The 17,461-nt window shown below is 70.5% G+C and carries 19 protein-coding genes; 6 read left to right on the top strand and 13 right to left on the bottom strand.

Features of this window, described 5'->3' with window-relative positions:
* The first annotated feature begins 53 nt into the window (after positions 1-53).
* A complete protein-coding gene (locus tag QFZ58_RS12805; protein ID WP_307125044.1) occupies positions 54-623 on the top strand; it encodes a PPA1309 family protein in 570 nt (189 codons plus the stop codon).
* A 42-nt stretch (positions 624-665) separates the two neighbouring features.
* Here QFZ58_RS12805 and QFZ58_RS12810 read toward each other — a convergent pair whose 3' ends face one another.
* The 4 genes from QFZ58_RS12810 to QFZ58_RS12825 all read right to left on the bottom strand — a co-directional run bounded on the left by QFZ58_RS12810 (position 666) and on the right by QFZ58_RS12825 (position 3,978).
* On the bottom strand, positions 666-1,754 hold the full coding sequence (locus QFZ58_RS12810) for a PDZ domain-containing protein (protein WP_307125045.1): 1,089 nt from the start codon (positions 1,752-1,754) through the stop codon (positions 666-668).
* Positions 1,755-1,960: 206 nt separating this feature from the next.
* Positions 1,961-2,131, bottom strand: coding sequence for a hypothetical protein (locus tag QFZ58_RS12815; protein ID WP_307125046.1), 171 nt, complete (start codon positions 2,129-2,131; stop codon positions 1,961-1,963).
* Between the two features lie 128 nt (positions 2,132-2,259).
* Positions 2,260-2,721, bottom strand: coding sequence for a molybdenum cofactor biosynthesis protein MoaE (locus tag QFZ58_RS12820; protein WP_307125047.1), 462 nt, complete (start codon positions 2,719-2,721; stop codon positions 2,260-2,262).
* 114 nt (positions 2,722-2,835) lie between these two features.
* Complete coding sequence (locus tag QFZ58_RS12825; protein WP_307125048.1) at positions 2,836-3,978, bottom strand: SDR family oxidoreductase; 1,143 nt, start codon at positions 3,976-3,978, stop codon at positions 2,836-2,838.
* Positions 3,979-4,169: 191 nt separating this feature from the next.
* On the opposite strand from QFZ58_RS12825, the gene QFZ58_RS12830 reads away from it, so the two are divergent.
* Both QFZ58_RS12830 and QFZ58_RS12835 read left to right on the top strand, forming a co-directional pair.
* Positions 4,170-5,633: a zinc-dependent metalloprotease gene (locus tag QFZ58_RS12830; RefSeq protein WP_307125049.1), complete on the top strand. Its 1,464-nt coding sequence runs from the start codon at positions 4,170-4,172 to the stop codon at positions 5,631-5,633.
* The gene (locus tag QFZ58_RS12835; RefSeq protein ID WP_307125050.1) at positions 5,630-6,190 is read left to right on the top strand and encodes an NUDIX hydrolase; all 561 of its coding nucleotides are present in this window, start codon (positions 5,630-5,632) and stop codon (positions 6,188-6,190) included. Before QFZ58_RS12830 ends, QFZ58_RS12835 begins: the two co-directional genes overlap by 4 nt.
* A gap of 59 nt (positions 6,191-6,249) precedes the next feature.
* Here QFZ58_RS12835 and QFZ58_RS12840 read toward each other — a convergent pair whose 3' ends face one another.
* The 4 genes from QFZ58_RS12840 to QFZ58_RS12855 all read right to left on the bottom strand — a co-directional run bounded on the left by QFZ58_RS12840 (position 6,250) and on the right by QFZ58_RS12855 (position 10,105).
* On the bottom strand, positions 6,250-7,005 hold the full coding sequence (locus tag QFZ58_RS12840; RefSeq protein WP_307125051.1) for an AIM24 family protein: 756 nt from the start codon (positions 7,003-7,005) through the stop codon (positions 6,250-6,252).
* Positions 7,006-7,024: 19 nt separating this feature from the next.
* Entirely contained in the window at positions 7,025-7,705 is a 681-nt protein-coding gene (locus QFZ58_RS12845) for an AIM24 family protein (protein ID WP_307125053.1), read from the bottom strand.
* 11 nt (positions 7,706-7,716) lie between these two features.
* Positions 7,717-9,375: a TerD family protein gene (locus tag QFZ58_RS12850; protein WP_307125054.1), complete on the bottom strand. Its 1,659-nt coding sequence runs from the start codon at positions 9,373-9,375 to the stop codon at positions 7,717-7,719.
* A 106-nt stretch (positions 9,376-9,481) separates the two neighbouring features.
* The gene (locus QFZ58_RS12855; protein WP_307125055.1) at positions 9,482-10,105 is read right to left on the bottom strand and encodes a M48 family metallopeptidase; all 624 of its coding nucleotides are present in this window, start codon (positions 10,103-10,105) and stop codon (positions 9,482-9,484) included.
* A 178-nt stretch (positions 10,106-10,283) separates the two neighbouring features.
* On the opposite strand from QFZ58_RS12855, the gene QFZ58_RS12860 reads away from it, so the two are divergent.
* Both QFZ58_RS12860 and QFZ58_RS12865 read left to right on the top strand, forming a co-directional pair.
* A complete protein-coding gene (locus QFZ58_RS12860) occupies positions 10,284-11,426 on the top strand; it encodes a ThiF family adenylyltransferase (RefSeq protein ID WP_307125056.1) in 1,143 nt (380 codons plus the stop codon).
* 63 nt (positions 11,427-11,489) lie between these two features.
* Positions 11,490-12,986, top strand: a complete 1,497-nt coding sequence (locus tag QFZ58_RS12865; protein ID WP_307125057.1) for an AarF/ABC1/UbiB kinase family protein — start codon at positions 11,490-11,492, stop codon at positions 12,984-12,986.
* 66 nt (positions 12,987-13,052) lie between these two features.
* Here the strand turns inward: QFZ58_RS12865 and QFZ58_RS12870 are convergent, their stop codons facing one another.
* The 5 genes from QFZ58_RS12870 to QFZ58_RS12890 all read right to left on the bottom strand — a co-directional run bounded on the left by QFZ58_RS12870 (position 13,053) and on the right by QFZ58_RS12890 (position 16,998).
* On the bottom strand, positions 13,053-13,256 hold the full coding sequence (locus tag QFZ58_RS12870) for a hypothetical protein (RefSeq protein ID WP_307125058.1): 204 nt from the start codon (positions 13,254-13,256) through the stop codon (positions 13,053-13,055).
* Between the two features lie 147 nt (positions 13,257-13,403).
* Entirely contained in the window at positions 13,404-13,733 is a 330-nt protein-coding gene (locus QFZ58_RS12875) for a hypothetical protein (RefSeq protein ID WP_307128847.1), read from the bottom strand.
* Between the two features lie 17 nt (positions 13,734-13,750).
* Complete coding sequence (locus tag QFZ58_RS12880; RefSeq protein WP_307125059.1) at positions 13,751-14,119, bottom strand: WhiB family transcriptional regulator; 369 nt, start codon at positions 14,117-14,119, stop codon at positions 13,751-13,753.
* 168 nt (positions 14,120-14,287) lie between these two features.
* Positions 14,288-14,611, bottom strand: coding sequence for a hypothetical protein (locus QFZ58_RS12885; RefSeq protein ID WP_307125060.1), 324 nt, complete (start codon positions 14,609-14,611; stop codon positions 14,288-14,290).
* Between the two features lie 167 nt (positions 14,612-14,778).
* Positions 14,779-16,998 carry an ATP-dependent DNA helicase UvrD2 gene (locus QFZ58_RS12890; RefSeq protein WP_307125061.1) on the bottom strand — a complete coding sequence of 740 codons (2,220 nt, stop codon included), beginning with the start codon at positions 16,996-16,998 and terminating at the stop codon, positions 14,779-14,781.
* A gap of 202 nt (positions 16,999-17,200) precedes the next feature.
* Here QFZ58_RS12890 and QFZ58_RS12895 point away from each other — a divergent pair, with 202 nt between their 5' ends.
* Positions 17,201-17,443 carry a mycoredoxin gene (locus QFZ58_RS12895; protein ID WP_014048208.1) on the top strand — a complete coding sequence of 81 codons (243 nt, stop codon included), beginning with the start codon at positions 17,201-17,203 and terminating at the stop codon, positions 17,441-17,443.
* Positions 17,444-17,461: the final 18 nt, after the last annotated feature.

Below are 17,461 nucleotides of genomic sequence, written 5' to 3' on the forward strand. Positions count from 1 at the left end.
GCAACTTACTGAGGCTTTACCTAGTTCCCGTTCCCGGGGCGGAAGGAGGCAGGATGTCGAACATGCCCAACGTTTCCCCCTCAGGCCCTCCGATGGCCGCGAGTCCACTCACCGTCGCCGTCCTCGAAATCGACGCCTATGCCGCAGGTCTCGGCTGGGACCAGCCCGCCCGGTTGTTCGCCCTTGTCGACACCGCGCGGCTGCGCGCCCAGGAACCGGGCCTGGCCGCCCAGCTGGGTCTCGACGGCACCTCGTCGACGACCGCCACCCTCACCCCCATCGAGCAGGAGGAGCTACCCGCCGGCACCGCGCTGGACGAGTTCCTCGCCACGATCGCCTGGCCCGACGCCGTGGTCGGCTGCGCCATGACCGTCGAACGGCTGATGCTGCCGCCGTCGGCGGAGGCCTCCGTACCGGAAGGCCTGAGTGACACCCAGCTCACCGCGTGGGTCGCCGAGCACCCGGACCGCCAGGAGGTCCGGATGACGGTGGCGGTGCTGCGGGACGGGTCCCGGGACTCGGCGGTGCGGCTGCGGGAGAAGGACTCCCCGACCGAGGTCCTGACCGGAGCGGGCCTGGTGCCCGGCCTGGCCGAAGCGCTCGCGGCCACCTTCGAGTCCTGATCCCCCGGCCCTGACTCCGCGGGTCCCGCGGGGGGCCCGGCCTCAGCCCGCCGAACAGCTCGGCAGGCCGGCCGTGTCCCCCGCGCGGATCCTGTCCAGCGACTTCTTCGCGTCGTCGATCGTCTTCACCCGCACCAGGGTGAGCCCGCTCGGAGTGTCCGAGGCGGCGGCCGCGCAGTTGTCGTCGGGGGTCAGGAAGTACCGGGCCCCCGCGTCCCGCGCGCCGACCAGCTTCATGTTGATGCCGCCGATCGGTCCGACCGCGCCGGCGTCGTCGATGGTGCCGGTGCCGGCGACGAACGCGCCGCCCGTCAGCTTGCCGGGCGTCAGCTTGTCGATGATGCCCAGGGAGAACATCAGGCCGGCGCTCGGACCGCCGACGTCGGCGAGCTTGATGTCGATCTCGAACGGGAACGTGTGGTCGGTGCCGGCCTGGATGCCCACGATCGCCCTGTCCTCCGCGGGTGCCTTCCGCGTGGTGAGGGTGACGTCCTCGGAACCCTGGGGCTCCTTGCCCGCCTTCTCCGCGGCGGCCGCCGCCTTGGCCGGGACGATCGTGAAGACGACGTCCTGCCCGGGCTTGTGCTCGGTGACGAGCTTCGCGACGTCCTCGGGCTTCCCGACCGCCGTGCCGTCGACGGCCTTGATCACGTCCCCGGCGTGCAGCTCGCCCTGGGCGGCGCTGTCCTTGAGGACCGTGGAGACCACGACGCGGGACGTCACGGGGATCTTCAGCTCCTTCAGGGCGGCGACCTTGGCGCTCTCCTGGGACTGGCTGAACTCCTCGGCGTTCTCCTGCGTCGACTGCTCCTCCGTCTTGCCGTCCGGATAGAGGGTGTCGTGCGGCACGATGACGCTGTCGTGGGCCAGCCAGCCGTAGACGGCCTCCACGATGTTCATGTCGTAATCCGCGCCGGTGACCCGGACCGTCGTCATGTTGAGGTGTCCGGACGTCGGATAGGTCTTGTGGCCGGTGATCTGCAGCACCGGCTCGCCACGGGCATCGCCCAGCGTGTTCACCGTCGGGCCGGGAGACATCTCCGCATACGGCACGGGGATCAGCACGCCTGCGCAGAGCAGCGCGATCAGGATGAGGGTCGAGGCGAGCATCGTCGCGGTGCGGCGTGGCATGGAACGACAGTACGGGAAGGGCCTGTCAGTGCACCGTCGGGGCCGGTCCGTACGGGCAGGAGGTCCGCGGCCGTGGGACGACCGGTTCGGCACCGCCGGTCCGCCGGTCCGCCGGCTGCGCGACAGGACGCGACGCGCGACGGGGAGGCCGGCACTGTGCGGGTCGGCACTGTGCGGGTTGGCGACTGCGTACGGCCAACGCTCTCTCAGACGGTCTCGGAACCGGAGTGCGACTTCTCCATCGCTTCACGGAACCGGGCATAACCGGCGAGTTCGGAGACGTCACCGGCCGTGCGGTTACGGGCCGCCCACCCGCCCCATATCGCCGCGCCAAGAGCAGCGAAAAGCGGAATCAGAAGCCAAGCGAGTGCTGCCATCACGACCTCCCTAACCCCATGAGCGACCGCAACTGACGATCTGAAGATTAACCAGGTGCGGAACCCACGCTCGTGGCAGGGGTGCGGTTACGCAAATCGGGGCTGATGACCCCCGGGACGGTTTGCGCTCAGCAGGCGCCGACCCATTCCTCCGTGCCGTCCGAGAAACGCTGGTGCTTCCAGATCGGAACCTCGTGCTTGAGGTCGTCGATCAGCTTGCGGCAGGCCTCGAAGGCCTCACCCCGATGGGCGCACGAGACGGCCACGACCACCGCCAGATCGCCCACAGCCAGGTCACCCACCCGGTGGACGGCGGCCAGCGCCCTGACGGGGAACTGCGCGACCACCTTCTCCGCCACTCTGCGCAGCTCTTCGGGGGCCGTCGGATGGCAGGAGTACCCGAGGGCACCGACGTCCTGTCCCTCGTCGTGATTGCGCACCGTGCCGACGAACAGCGCGATGCCGCCGGCGGCGTCGTCCCCGACCGCGCGGAAGACCTCGTCGACGGAGAGGGGCGTCTCCCGGATCTCCAGCAGCCGGATGGGGTCCTGTGCCGCCTGCTCACCGGGGTGGTCCTGGGTGCGTGCCATGGGACCATCGTGCCGCACGGCAGCGACATCGCGGAACTGCGTATTCGACCGGCGGATGGCCGGCGGTCTTGGAGCCTCCTACAGGCGTGACGGCACCTGGGACACGAGGTCCGGTCAGAAGCGGCGGCGTGCCTTGCGGGCGCGCCTGACCAGCGCTGCCGTGCCGAGCAGGGCGACCGTCGCACCCGCGGCACCCGCGGCGGTGGCGTCCTTGCGTCCCAGACGGCGTCCGGCGAGCGTGTGGCGCCCCTCGACCTCTTCCAGGAGCGCCGCCAGGACGTCCTCGTTGGACCACCGGGGGCGCCATCCCACGTCGTGCAGCCGGCTCACGCTGACCACCCAGGGGTGCATCGTGTAGGCGAGATCGCCCGCCGGGGACGGCGTGAGGCCGATCCTGTGCAGCCGGGCCGCGGCACCGAGAGCGACGGCGGACGGCAGTTCCATCCGGCGCACACCGGAGAGCGTCTCGACCTCCTCCTGCTCGAGCCAGCCGTCGCAGCCGACGGCGAACTCCCCGTCGATCTTCTCGAGCGCGGCGTACTCCAGAGCCGTCACCAGGTCGTCGACGTGACAGAACTGCCAGGCCGGGCGTGATCCGGCGACCACCAGGAGCCGCGGTGACTCGAAGTACCGGGTCAGCGCCGTGTCGGTGCCGCCGACGAGGACCGCGGGGCGGACCACCGTGACGTTGAGGCCGGGGTGCGCCCGGGGGGCGCGGCGGCCCAGCCGTTCGATCTCCAGCAGGTCCCCGACGCCGGTGGCCTCCGCCGTGGCGCGCAGTTCGGCGTCCTCGGAGAGCGGCAGGTCGTTGTCCGGCAGCGCGCCGTAGACCATCGCCGAGGTGCACAGCACGACCCTGTGCACGCCCACGGCCGCGGCCGCGGTCAGCACCGTCTGCGTACCTCGCACGTTGTACGCGGTACGGGCGGCCGGGTCCGTCTCCAGGTCCAGGTCGAGCGCCAGGTGCACGACGACGTCCGCCCCGCGCAGCTTCTCCGCGATGGCGGGGTCCCGTACGTCCAGGACGTGCCACGTCGCCTCGGAAACCTCCCCCCGGCGCTCGTCGATGGCGATGACCTGCTTGATCTCGTCGGATGCGGCGAGGTGCGCGGTGAGGAGCTCACCCACGCCGGTGGCGGCGCCGGTGACCGCGACGACGGGGCCCCGGCTTCTCGAGAGATTTTTCGTGGGCTTGCTTTCGGGCGAGGGGTCGGCCAGGTTTCGCGCTGCGCGAACCTGCGGATCTGGGGAACTCACCGGGCGTCTCCAGCGGTTGTCTTCAGTACGTACCCGAATGACGCGTACGTACCAGGTGGCGTCCATCCTGCCGCAGGCCGGGAGCCGGCGGAGCACTGAGGGCCGTAGCGGGCTTTGGTGTCTACGCTGGATGGTGATGTCGGGCAGTCGCCGTCGGTTCGAGCCGGCGGCCCTACGAGCCGAGGAAACCCGTGAGTGACACCCCATTCGGATTCGGCCTTCCGCCGGAGGAGCCGGAAGACGGCGACGAAGGCAAGAAGAAGGACCCCACCGGAGGTGGGCAGGGCTCGGGCGGGCCGTCGAACCCGTTCGGCTTCGGGCCCGGCGCGGGCGGGGACAACCCGTTCGCGGCGATGTTCGGCTCGATGAACCCGAACGACCTGGGGGCGGCCTTCCAGCAGCTCGGCCAGATGCTGAGTTACGAGGGCGGCCCGGTCAACTGGGACATGGCCAAGCAGATCGCCCGCCAGACGGTTTCGCAGGGCACCCCGGACGGCAGCAAGGACACGAGCGTCGGCCCCTCGGAGCGGTCCCCGGTCGACGAGGCTCTGCGTCTGGCCGACCTCTGGCTGGACGGCGTGACCTCGCTGCCCTCCGGCTCGGTCTCCTCGGTGGCGTGGAGCCGTGCCGAATGGGTCGAGGCGACCCTTCCCGCCTGGCAGCAGCTGGTGGACCCGGTCGCCGAGCGGGTCGGTCTCGCCATGGGTGACGTCCTGCCCGAGGAGATGCAGGCCATGGCCGGCCCTCTGATCGGCATGATGCGGTCGATGGGTGGTGCCATGTTCGGCCAGCAGATCGGGCAGGCCGTGGGCACGCTCGCCGGCGAGGTCGTCGGCTCGACCGACATCGGCCTGCCGCTGGGCCCGGCCGGCAAGGCCGCGCTGCTGCCGCAGAACATCGAGCGGTTCGGCAAGGACCTGAGCGTGCCGCAGGACGAGGTGCGGCTCTATCTCGCGCTGCGTGAGGCCGCCCACCAGCGGCTCTTCGCCCACGTCCCGTGGCTGCGCTCCCATCTGTTCGGTGCCGTCGAGGCCTATGCGCGCGGCATCAAGGTCGACACCAGCAAGCTGGAGGACGTCGTCGGCCAGTTCGACCCCACCCAGCCCGAGCAGCTGCAGGACGCACTGCAGCAGGGCATGTTCCAGCCGGAGGACACCCCGGAGCAGAAGGCGTCGCTGGCCCGGCTGGAGACGGCTCTCGCCCTCGTCGAGGGATGGGTGGACGCCGTGGTGCACGAGGCGGCGGCGTCCCGGCTCACCTCGGCGGACGCCCTGCGCGAGACGATGCGCAGGCGCCGGGCGTCCGGCGGACCCGCCGAGCAGACCTTCGCCACTCTCATCGGCCTCCAGCTGCGACCGCGCCGGCTGCGTGACGCGTCGCGGCTGTGGGCCTCGCTCACGGACGCCCGTGGCGTCGACGGCCGCGACGGCCTGTGGGAGCACCCGGACATGCTGCCGACGGCCCAGGATCTGGACGACCCGGACGGCTTCGTCCACCACGAGCAGCTCGACTTCTCCGAGCTGGACAAGATGCTCGGCGAGGCGGCCCAGGGGAAGAGTCCGCAGCGGTCGGCCGACGGCGAGCAGGGCGAGAGCGAGGACGGGCCCGAGGACGGCACCGGCCGCGGTGACGGCAAGGACGACGGCGACCGGTGAGCCTGCACGACGACGCCGTCCTCGTACTCGAGGAGTACGGCGGGCACCGCGGCCGGGAGCCGCACGGGGAACAGGACGAGTTGCGGCAGACGTATCTGGACCACCTTGCCGCACACCCGGACGGCATGTGGAAGGCGTGCGGGGCGGGGCACCTGACGGCCAGCGCCCTGGTGGTCGACCCGGAGCGGGGCAGGGTCCTGCTGACGTTGCACAGGAAGCTGCGGATGTGGCTGCAGATGGGCGGTCACTGCGAGCCCCAGGACGCGACCCTGGTGGCCGCGGCCCTGCGTGAGGCCACGGAGGAGTCCGGCATCACCGGGCTCACCCTGCTTCCCGGCGGCCCGGTCCGGCTCGATCGGCACCCCATCCCGGCCCCCTGTCACTGGCATCTCGACGTCCAGTACGCGGTCACCGCCCCGGCCGGGGCGGCGGAGCGGATCAGCGACGAGTCACTCGACCTGCGCTGGTTCCCGTACGACGAGGTCGCAGAGGTCGCCGACGCCTCCGTCGTGCGGCTGGTGGAGCGGACCCGCGCGCGGCTGGAGCAGGGAAGCTAGACCGGCCTGGGCACACGGAAGGGGCGGCCTCCGAAGAGGCCGCCCCTCCTGCGCGCGGGTCAGTTCCAGGCGTTGTCCTGGTTCTGCGCGCGCGCACCCTGCTGGCCCACGCCGAACTGCGCCGCCGCGCCCTGGCCGATCTGGGCGTTCTGCGGAGGCAGCACCTCGCTGGGCTGGACGAGGGCGAAGCCCTGGCCCAGGAAGCTCAGCTCCCAGCCCTCGCCGGTGCTGCCGCGGCGCCGGGTGACACCCGTGGAGTGCGTCTGCGCCTGCATCTGCACCCGCAGTCCGCTCGACCAGGCGACGATCGCGTCGGCGTCGGCGTTGACGTACTTCTCCGGGGTGACCTGCATCATCAGCGGCTGGCCGGACGTCATCAGCGCCACCTTGCCGGTCCCCGAGATGTTGAGCTGGTACTTACCGGTCCCGGAGATCCCGTACTGGCTGTCCACCGCGATGACCTCGGTGTGCAGCGACGAGTCGAGCGCCAGGACATAGGCGCTGTCGACCGTCATGCCCTCGTGGGCGACGTCCACCACGTGGATGTGTTGGGCGAGGTTGGCCAGGTAGACCGTGCCCTGACCCGAGCAGCGCATCAGGTCGAGGCCCTCGCCCGTGTTCCTGCGGGCACGCCGCTGTCCCTGCGACTGGTACTCGCCGTCGAACTCCATGAGCCCCTGGTAGGCGACCATGGCGCCCTTGCGGGCGAGGACGTCGTCGTGGCCGGTCAGCGAGACGCGCAGGAGCTGCGGGTTCTGGATGGTGTACCGGTCCTGCGACTGCTGTTCTGTATGGCTGAAAAGCGGACTCTGCATGATGTGTCTCTCCCCCCGCTCAGTTCCGGACCCGCAGGCGGTCGGTGCTGTCCTCGCTCGGCTGGACGACGACGATGCCCTCCCCCGAGAAGGCCATCTGGTACGCCTCTCCGCTGCCCCGCCCGATGAGGGAGCTCGCCTTGAAGCTGCGCTTGCCCTTCACCTTGAGGTTGGGCGACCACGCGACGAGCGCGTCGGGGTCGACGTACGTCTCGTCCTCTCCGCGGCCGCAGTCGACGACGATCGGTGTGCCGCGCGAGGTGATGGCGACCCACCCCGTGCCCTGGATGGCGACGTTCCACAAGCCTTGGCCGGCGAACTTGGCCAGGCCCTTGACCCGCTCCACGCCCCAGCTGAGGTGCCCGTCGAAGGCGAGGAGATTGGTGCCGTTGACCGACAGCGAGTCGTTGTCGAGATAGATGACGACCACGTCGGCGCCGTAGTCGGCGAGGTAGAGCAGCCCGTCGCCGGCGCACTTCATCAGGGGCGCGCCCTCACCGGTGATCCACTGCGCGGCGATCTGGCGGGCGGCGGGAGGATTGGGCTCGTACTGGATGAAGCCCTCGTAGGCCACCATCGAGCCGGTACGTGCGTAGAGGTCCTGGCCGGAGGCCATGGCGACCTTGAGCATCGTCCGGCCGTGGTTCTCCATCCGGGCCGTGACGGGGGTCGGGGCGAAGCCCGCGAGTTGCTGGTTCATTACGGGCTCCCTCAGACCTCGTAGGGCTGGACGACGATGAAGTTCCCGGGGGCTCCCCGGAACTGGAGGTTGACGGTCTCCCCGCTGTGCCCGGGGTACGCGTTGCGGCGCAGCCGGACCTGGCTGGAGAGGATCACCTGGGACGCGGAGGACCAGGCCACCACGGCGTTGCAGTCCGCGAACGTGGTCGGGGTGACCGGCAGGACGACCGGAACGCCGTGGGTCTTGACGACGACGGTGCCGGTGCCCTGGAACTGCATGGTGAACAGGGCCCCTCCGGGAATCCCGTGCCCCTCGATCCTGCGGACCTCGTACTGCAGCGATTCGTCGAACGCGAGGACGTTCTCGGCGGAGACGCAGATGCCGTCACCCTGCAGCTCGATGGGGTGCAGATGCGATCCGTCCTCCGCGAGGAAGACCTGACCGCGGCCTGTGCAGCGCATCAGCTGCATTTCCTGGCCGGTCGCGTTGCCGACCATGCGGCCCGCGAATCCGGCACCCTTGTAACCGAAGTCGACCTTGCCCTGGTACATCACCATGCTGCCCTGCCGGGCCAGTACCGCGGTGCCTCCCATGGTCAGGTCGACGCGCATGAGCTGCTGGTTCTGCGGGGTCCAGCGCTGCCCGGTGGCCGTCTCCTTGTAGGGCTGCAGGGCGGCCAGCAAGCCCGCGCCTCCCTGCGGAACGCCTTGGGGCACGCCAGGGGGCTGCTGGCCGTACGGGGCCGGAGGCTGCTGCCCGAAGGCGGATGCGCCCGGAGGCTGCTGGCCGAAGGCGGATGCGCCCGGAGGCTGCTGGCCGTACGGGGCCGTCGGAGGCTGCTGGCCGTACGGGGCTGCCGGAGGCTGCTGGCCGTAGGGCGGAGCGCCGGCGGGTCCGGCCTGACCCGGGACCTGCCCGAACTGGGGCTGCTGGGGCGGCTGCCCATAAGGAGCGGGCGCCTGGGGGGCCATGGGCGCCGCCATCGTCGGCGCGCTGTGCATCGGCTGCTGCGCGGGCGCCGGTGTGGCCGGGGCGCCGAAAGCCGGTGCGGGCTGGGGGGCCTGGGGTGCGGCCGGGGCGCCGAACGCCGGGGGTGCGGCGGCTTGGGCGGGTGGGGCGAACGACGGTGCCGCGCCCTGTGCCGGTGCGGCGGGCGCCTCCTCGGCCACCTCTCCACCGAAGTTCTTCAGCAGCGCGTCCAGTCCGCCGTCGAAGCCCTGGCCGACCGCCGCGAACCGCCAGACGTCCTTCAGGTAGAAGTCACCGAGCATGACGGCCCGCTCGGTGGTGAACTCCGAACCGGTGAAGGCGTACTTCACCACTTCCTCGCCGCCCGCGACGATGCGGATGTACCCGGGACCCACCTGGGACATCTGTCCGGGGCCGTCGAGGGTCGCGGTGAAGGACAACTTGTGGATACTGGCCGGAATGCGGTCGAGGGTCACGCGGAACGACTCGGTGTCACCTGCCTGCGCACCGAGGAGCTGAATGGACTCCTCGGGCGATTTGGGCTGGTTGAAGAAGATGAAATACCGGTCGTCCGAGAGCTGTTCATTGACATCGAGACCGAAGCAGCTGATGTCGAACGTCAGGCCCGGTCCGGCGATCTGCACACCTACGTACAGATCCGTCCCTGGCGTGAGATCACTGATCTTGGCCTTGTGGCCGCGTTGGAATTCCCTGGCCATGCGTAACGACCGTCCCCCATCCCGAAGGTGAATGCGTCGCGTCAGGCTAACCGCAAAACACGCCATTGAGCCAAGTCGGTACAGACCCGGTACAGAATCACCGAAGTCACTCTTCGCGCGCGGTGGGCAGGCTGGGCAGCCGGTCGGCCGCCACGACCCCTTCGAGATAACCACGGGCCCGCTCGGTACGCGGGTAGGCCTCCATCAGACGCCAGAAGTCCGGCCCGTGGCCGGGCACCAGCAGATGGGCCAGTTCGTGGAGGAGGACGTAGTCGACGACGTACTCCGGCATGCCCTGCAGCCGGTGGGAGAGACGGATGCTCCCTTCGGCCGGGGTACAGGAGCCCCAGCGCGTGTTCTGGTTGGTCACCCAGCGCACCGAGGAGGGCCGGGCCCGGCCGTCGAAATGCTGGGAGGACAGCCGCTCGGCACGCTCGGCGAGGGCGCTGTCGCCGATCACGCGCTTGCTCTCCTGCGCGGCGAGCTTGTCGAGCATCACGCCGACCCAGCGCTGCTCCTCCGCCTCCGACATCCGGGCGGGGATGAGCACGATGGTGCGGTCGCCCTCCCGGTAGGCGGAGACCGTTCTGCTGCGCCGGGCACTCCTGCGGACCTCCACGGCACTCGTCACCGAGGCTCGGGACCGGTGGGCGGCCGCACTGCGCGGATTGCGTACGGCGCCGCGCGCGGGGGTCTCCCCGGCGGGACCGGGCGAGGAGTCGGCGGGCACGCCATGACGTTACCCGCTGCGGGTACGAGAAGTCCCGCCTCCTCGGCGGTCGGCGTCGATCCACTTCTCGTCACGCACCATTTGAACGATTAACGCCCCACCCTGTGGATAACTCTCCGCATGTTTCGCAACCGCCCCGCATTCTGGTGACGAGCCCGAACGATCTGGGGGACAAGTCATGCATCCGATGTTGAAGCCGGCGCTGCGCCGGGCCTGGCGTGGACGGAACACCGTGCAATTCGGTGTGACACCCGCGCATGCCGTGACGTTGGGACCGATGGATATCGCCACCGGAAGCTTTCTGGAACTGCTGGACGGAACACGCGGTTTGCCGCTGCTCCGCGAAGAAGCCCGGGCACTGGATCTGTCGGACCGGCACGTCGACGTCCTCGTGTCGCGGCTCACGGAGGCCGGGTTGCTCGACGACCCCACAGGAGGCGGTCCGGAAGCCGACACGTTACGTCGGCGCGCCGAGACCCTGGAGCGGCAGCGCCCCGACGCTGCGTCACTCTCCGTGGTCCACCCGGCGCCCGGCGGGGCTCTGCGCAGACTCGCCGCCCGCCGCGCCACGCGGGTCCAGGTGCGGGGGGCGGGCCGGGTCGGCGCGGCAATCGCAGCGGTGCTGTCCGGGGCCGGAGTGGGCCGGGTCGAAGTCCTCGACGGTGGCCGCGCCGAACCCTGGGACGTCGCACCGGGCGGACTCCCGGCGGCGGCGATCGGGGAGCGGCGTGACACGGCGGCCCGGCAGCTGGTCCGCCGATCCGCGGTCGGCAGCCCTCCCCGGGCCGGGGCGGACGGTTCGGCAGCCGGCGGCGAACCCGCTCTGTCCCTGGTCGTGGTGGCTCCACGGGACGGCCTGTCGGCCTACGCCCCCGACCCGGATTCGGCGGCGCAGTGGGTCGCCTCGGGTACACCGCACCTCTTCGCGGGTGTGATCGAAGCCACCGGAGTGGTCGGCCCCTTGGTGCTGCCGGGCGGCACCGGCTGCGCCGGCTGTCTGGCACTGAACCGCGCCGAGCTGGACCCGCAGTGGCCACGCATGCTGGCCCAGTGGCGGTCCGGCCGGCGGACCTGCGTACCGGCGTGCGATCTGGGGCTGGCGACAGCGGTGGCAGGTCTTGCGGCCGCCCACGCCTTGTCCTTCCTGGACGGAGATCTCCCCGCCAGCACGGGCAGCCGGTGGGAGGCCGCGATGCCCGTGCTGGACTGGCGATCGGAGCGCCTGGGCCCCCACCGCGACTGCTCCTGCGGTGCCGCCGGGCACACTGAGGTGGAGCTCACCTCCGCAGGCGGCGCCCCGCAGGACACAATGGCCGGGTGACCGCCGCAGACGGAGCAGGACCGCATACTCACCGGCACGGCAGTCCGGGAACTGGAGGGGCACATGTCTGATCTTCCCCGGAAGGCGGTCACCCGTACCGCGAAGCTGGCCGCGCTGCCGCTGGGCTTCGCCGGCCGTGCCACGTGGGGGCTGGGCAAGCGCATCGGCGGCAGGTCGGCGGAGCTCGTCGCCCGCGAGGTCCAGCAGCGCACCGCGGATCAACTCTTCAAAGTGCTCGGTGAGTTGAAGGGGGGTGCGATGAAGCTCGGACAGGCCCTGTCCGTATTCGAGTCCGCACTGCCCGAGGATGTCGCGGGTCCCTACCGGGCGGCGCTGACGAAGCTGCAGGAAGCGGCACCGCCCATGCCGACCCGTACCGTCCACGGAGTCCTGGCCGAGCGGCTCGGTCCCGACTGGCGTGACCTCTTCCTCAGCTTCGAGGACCGGCCCTCCGCCGCCGCGTCGATCGGACAGGTCCACCGCGCGGTGTGGCACGACGGCCGGGACGTCGCCGTGAAGGTGCAGTATCCGGGCGCCGGTGAGGCGTTGCTGTCCGACCTGACCCAACTCAGCCGGTTCGCGCGGCTGCTCGGTCCCCTGATACCCGGAATGGACATCAAGCCACTCATCACCGAGCTGCGGGACCGGGTCTCGGAGGAGCTGGACTACGCCCTGGAGGCCCAGGCACAGCAGGAGCACTCCGCCGAGTTCGAGGACGACCCGGACGTCGTGATCCCCGGCGTGGTGCACCAGTCCGAGCAGGTGCTCGTGACGGAGTGGATCGACGGAATACCTCTGTCGGAGGTGATCTCCGACGGCACGCCCGCCCAGCGGGACAGGGCAGGCCAGCTGCTGGCGCGTTTCCTCTTCTCCGGGCCCGCGCGCACCGGTCTGCTGCACGCCGACCCGCACCCGGGTAACTTTCGCCTGCTGCCTCCCCCGAGCACCGGAACCGACGGCGACGCAGGCGCCCGCGTTGCCGCTGAAGCCGGAGCCGGTGACGCCGAGGGCTCCGACGGGGACGTGGACCGATGGCGCCTGGGAGTACTGGACTTCGGCACGGTGGACCACCTGCCGGGTGGCCTTCCGCAGACCATAGGCGACTGCCTGCGGATGACGCTGGACGGTGACGCCGACGCTGTGTACGCGATGCTCCGCGAGGATGGCTTCGTCAAGGAGTCGATCGAGCTCGCACCGGAGGCCGTGCTGGACTATCTGCTCCCGATCATCGAACCGGCGCAGGTGGACGAGTTCACCTTCACCCGCTCGTGGCTGCGCAGTCAGGCGGCCCGGATAGCTGATCCGCGGTCGCCCGCACATCAGCTGGGCAAGCAGATGAACCTGCCCCCGTCCTACCTGCTGATACACCGGGTCACTCTGAGCACCATCGGGGTCCTGTGCCAGTTGGGCGCGACGGTTCGGCTGCGGGAGGAGCTGGAGGCCTGGCTGCCGGGGTTCGCTCTCGAATGCGAGCCGGAGGACAGGCCGGAGGACGAGGGGCAGGAAGAGCCGGAGGACGAGGGAGACGGCGCCGGGAGGGAAGCACCCGTCAGGGCCTGAGGCCTCCCGTCGGCTTCCCCCTCGCCCGGCACCTGAGGGGACCCGGCCGGTGCTTGCCGGCCGCCGTCACCACCAGGCGGAGTCGAGGCGGCCCTCGATGGACCTGATATGCGCGCGGGAGCACGCGTCGCAGAGATACTGCCGCCTGCCGTTCTCCACGGAGAAGACCCAGGTCGGCGGCGCCGTCCCACCGTCTGCGGTGCTGCCGCAGCGGGCACAGGTCACGTGTTCGGCAGCCGGCTTCGCCGGTTCGCGCCTCTCCTCGTCCACCTGGTGACGATAACTCCGCCCGTACCGGGTCGCACCACACAACGCACCGCGGGGCCGGTCCGTTCGGACCGGTCCCGCGGGAGGGTGGGTGGCTGTACGGAGCAGAGCGGTTGCCCCGGCCGGTTGTTGCGCGGCACTGACGAACGGTCAGTGCATGACCGCCATGGCGAGCGCTCGGCGAGCGCGCATCGACGCGCGCTCGGCCCGGCGCTGCATCCGCCGGGCGGCCACCAGGCGCACTGCCTGGCGGTCCACCTCGGCTTCCCTCAGGCGGTCGTGCATATGCGCACGTGCCAGGGCTTCTGGGATGAGTTGCATTTCGCGGGTCCTGTTCTGACGCGAGTCGTTCGCGCCGATGATGGTGACGTCCGGGGTCGCGGAGCCGACGGGCTCCCTCGTGGGGGTGATCATTGGTGCCTGGTTCCGGGGGTCATGGGTGTGGGGACGATCGATGGTTCCGACGCGTGCGGGGGACATGGCCCCCAGGCCGGCGGTCACGCCGCGACCGGGTTCTTGCGGGGGCGCCCACGCGGACGCTTGCGGGCGACGACCACGCCCTGGACGAAGAGCTCGCCGCCCCAGACGCCCCACGGCTCCCGCCGCTCCTTGGCGCCGGCGAGGCAGGCCTCGACGAGCGGGCAGGTCCGGCAGAGGGACTTGGCGTACTCGACATCGGCCGGCGACTCGGCGAAGAAGACCTCCGGGTCGTAGGAACGGCAGGGGACGGGCACGCCGAGGTTGTCGATGGCGTCGTCGAGCGCGGTGAGCGCGGTGAGGGGGATCAAGGTGGAGTCCTCCGTGAGGCCGGGCGGGGAGATCGTGTCGGAAGGCGGTACGGACGGGGCGTGCGTCTCGAGTTGCACGGTGGTGTTGTCCTCGTCTGGTCGTGCCGGCCTGTTGGCCGGTTGGCGGCTGGTACCAGGTCCTGCTGTCCCGAGGCCCTTCGTCTCGTCTCATCCGTTCGGACAAAACAAAAGGGCCGCGGATCCCGAGTGGGGTTCCGCGGCCCTGAAGGCGCCGGCCTGATCGAATCAGGCTGGATCACTCCAGGGTTCAGGCCCACGGAAGGCCCACATCGTGTGATGCGTCGTCGTCTGCTCGGCTCCGGCACCGGCTGCCGCAAAGGCATAGGCCTGGGCCTGTCCCTTCGCTACTGCTGCCGCCGGTGCCTCGGTCGGTCGCTCATTACGCTCCCGAACGGGCAGGCTCGCGAGGGACAGCGGGCTGACGGCGGAGATGCCGGACATACCGGTGCCACGGAGCGAGAGTTCCGAAGAGCAGGTGAGGCTGCCGAGCGAGCATGCGGAGACGACCGAGGGATCGGTCATTTTGCTGGTGCTGATGATGTTGATCACTTCAATCGCCTCCTCTCGGCGTCTCGGCAGATCCGGCCGGGCCGGTCCTGCGGTAATCGGATAAGTACAGCACGGAGTCAGGGCTTCAGAGAAGTCGCTGTTCCCGTGGTTAAGAACCTATGGTGATGACTGCTGCCCGCGCAAACTATTTTTTCGACGAGTTCTTCTCACACGCCGCCGTCGCCCTCCCCCGATGCCTCATCCACGGGCCTGCCTGCGCAGATGGTCAGGACATCGGCTCCGAACCGGGTCAGCTTCCGGTTGCCGACGCCAGGGATGACGACGAGTTCCCGCTCGGTGCTCGGCACGGCCTCCGCGATCGCCATCAGCGTCTTGTCGGTGAACACGCAGTAGGCGGGCTGGCTGATCTCCGCAGCCCTCTCCGCACGCCACTGCCGCAGCCGCTCGTACAGCGCCTCGTCCATGTCCGAGGGGCAGTCCTCGCAGCGCATCAGCTTCATCTCGCCCGCTTCGGTGAGCGTCCTGCCGCACACCCTGCACCGGACGGGTCCGCGCCGCCGCGGCTGAGCCGCCGCTTCGGCCCCCGCGACCCCCGCGCCCGCACCCGGGCCGCGGTCGATGCCTCCGCTTCCTCCGGACCCGCCTCTCGCACCGGGTGCGGAACCGGGGCGCAGCCCGTTCAGGAAGCGGGTCGGCCGGCGTCCCCCACGACCGCCCGGCGAGCGGGACAGCGCCCACGAGAGCGACAGGTGGAAGCGGGCCCGGGTGACTCCGACGTACAGCAGCCTGCGCTCCTCCTCGACCTGCTCGTCCGTCTTGGCGTAGGCGATCGGCATCATGCCCTCGGTGAGACCCACCAGGAACGTGGCGTCCCATTCCAGTCCCTTGGCCGAGTGGAGTGAGGCGAGCGTGACGCCCTGGACGGTGGGGGCGTGCTGGGCGGCGGCGCGTTCGTCGAGCTCGGCCACCAGATCGGAGAGCGTCGCCCCAGGCCTGGCCTGCTCGAAGTCCTCGGCCAGCCGCACCAGGGCAGCGAGTGACTCCCAGCGGTCCCGCACCGCGCCGGACCCGGCGGGCGGCTTGGACCTCCACCCCTTGGTGGAGAGGACGGCGCGCACCTCGGAAGCCAGGTCGTCGGCGCCGTCGAGCAGGGAGTCGTTGCTCCCCGCGCGAGCGGCCCCGCGCAGGGCGACGCCCGCCTCCCGCACCTCAGCTCGGTCGAAGAAGCGCTCGGCACCGCGCAGCTGGTACGGCACGCCAGCGTCCGCGAGTGCCTGCTCGTAGACCTCGGACTGGGAGTTGACCCGGTACAGCACGGCGATCTCACCGGCCGGCACCCCGGCGGCGATCAGATCGCGGATCCGGCGGGCGGTCCCCTCGGCCTCCGCCGGCTCGTCCGGGTATTCCGTGTAGGTGGGTTCGGGCCCCTTGGCTCGCTGTGAGATCAGTTCGAGCCGATGCTCGGCCGCCCTCCCCCGGGCCTGGCTCAGCAGGCCGTTGGCCAGATGGACGACCTGCGGTGTGGAGCGGTAGTCCCGCACCAGCTTGACCACCGTCGCGTTCGGATGGCGGGTGCGGAAATTCAGCAGGTGGTCGGGGGTGGCACCGGTGAAGGAGTAGATCGTCTGGCCGACGTCGCCGACGACGCAGAGACTGTCCCGGTCGCCGAGCCAGAGATCGAGGAGCCGCTGCTGGAGCGGGCTGACGTCCTGGTACTCGTCGACGACGAAGTGCTGGTACTGGCGGCGCACGTGGTCGGCGATGTCGTGCCGGTCCTGGAGGATGCCGACGGTGAGGAGCAGTACGTCCTCGAAGTCGATCACCGAGCGGTCGCGCTTCAGCTGCTCGTACGTCCCGTAGATCTGGGAGAGCTCGGCCGGGTCGCGCGGTGCGTCCCGCTGGGTCTTCGCGACCGCGGCCGGATAGTCGGCGGGCACCGTCTGTGTCACCTTGGCCCACTCGATCTCGCTCGTGACGTCGCGCAGTTCGTTGCGGTCGAGGCGGATCCCGCAGCGGGCCGCCGCCTCGGCGACCAGCTGGACCTTGCGCTCCAGCAACCGGGGCAGCTCGCCACCGACTGCTTTCGGCCAGAAGTACTGCAGCTGGCGCAGGGCCGCGGAGTGGAACGTCCGGGCCTGCACGCCGGTCGCGCCGAGCTGGCGGAGCCGGCCCCGCATCTCGCCCGCCGCCCGGTTGGTGAAGGTGACGGCCAGGACGGTGGACGGCTGGAGGATTCCGGCACGCACTCCGTACGCGATGCGATGGGTGATCGCCCGCGTCTTGCCCGTACCGGCTCCGGCCAGGACACACACAGGACCGCCGAGAGCCACGGCGACCTCGCGCTGCTCCGGGTCGAGCCCGTCCAGCACAGCGTCCGGGGAGTCGGGGACCTGCGGGAAAAGGGTGGAGTGCGTTGCTGCTGTCACCCTGCCATGCTGCCAGGTCGCAAGGGGCTGGCGCGGAGGTTGTCCACAGGGGGTGCCGTTCGTCATACCGGTGGGGCGGTCAGGAGGCGGTGACGGGAATGGCGATCGGCTCCCGTACGTTCCCCTGCATGCGGGACAGTGCGCGAGCCGTGCTGTTCCGCTCTTCTCAGCAAGACGGACGAGACAAAGGAGCGCCGACGACATGCCGGGCACTGTGACGATGTACAGCACCACGTGGTGCGGCTACTGCCGCCGGCTCAAGGGTCAGATGGACCGCGAAGGCATCGCGTACACCGAGGTCAACATCGAGCAGGACCCGGAGTCGGCAGCCTTCGTCGAGAAGGCGAATGGCGGAAACCAGACGGTTCCGACTGTGCTCTTTCCCGACGGCTCGACGCTGACCAACCCCTCGCTGGCCCAGGTCAAGCAGAAGATCGGCGCCTGACCGGCTCCACGCCGCGTC

The organism is Streptomyces sp. B1I3 (genome assembly GCF_030816615.1).
GTDB lineage: Bacteria > Actinomycetota > Actinomycetes > Streptomycetales > Streptomycetaceae > Streptomyces.

Excerpts from the sequence above, each read along its gene's own strand:
- QFZ58_RS12805 (WP_307125044.1), top strand. The coding sequence starts at position 54 with ATGTCGAACATGCCCAACGTTTCCCCCTCAGGCCCTCCGATGGCCGCG.
- QFZ58_RS12810 (WP_307125045.1), bottom strand. The coding sequence starts at position 1,754 with ATGCCACGCCGCACCGCGACGATGCTCGCCTCGACCCTCATCCTGATC.
- QFZ58_RS12815 (WP_307125046.1), bottom strand. The coding sequence starts at position 2,131 with ATGGCAGCACTCGCTTGGCTTCTGATTCCGCTTTTCGCTGCTCTTGGC.
- QFZ58_RS12820 (WP_307125047.1), bottom strand. The coding sequence starts at position 2,721 with ATGGCACGCACCCAGGACCACCCCGGTGAGCAGGCGGCACAGGACCCC.
- QFZ58_RS12840 (WP_307125051.1), bottom strand. The coding sequence starts at position 7,005 with ATGCAGAGTCCGCTTTTCAGCCATACAGAACAGCAGTCGCAGGACCGG.
- QFZ58_RS12845 (WP_307125053.1), bottom strand. The coding sequence starts at position 7,705 with ATGAACCAGCAACTCGCGGGCTTCGCCCCGACCCCCGTCACGGCCCGG.
- QFZ58_RS12850 (WP_307125054.1), bottom strand. The coding sequence starts at position 9,375 with ATGGCCAGGGAATTCCAACGCGGCCACAAGGCCAAGATCAGTGATCTC.
- QFZ58_RS12860 (WP_307125056.1), top strand. The coding sequence starts at position 10,284 with ATGCATCCGATGTTGAAGCCGGCGCTGCGCCGGGCCTGGCGTGGACGG.
- QFZ58_RS12865 (WP_307125057.1), top strand. The coding sequence starts at position 11,490 with ATGTCTGATCTTCCCCGGAAGGCGGTCACCCGTACCGCGAAGCTGGCC.
- QFZ58_RS12875 (WP_307128847.1), bottom strand. The coding sequence starts at position 13,733 with ATGTCCCCCGCACGCGTCGGAACCATCGATCGTCCCCACACCCATGAC.
- QFZ58_RS12895 (WP_014048208.1), top strand. The coding sequence starts at position 17,201 with ATGCCGGGCACTGTGACGATGTACAGCACCACGTGGTGCGGCTACTGC.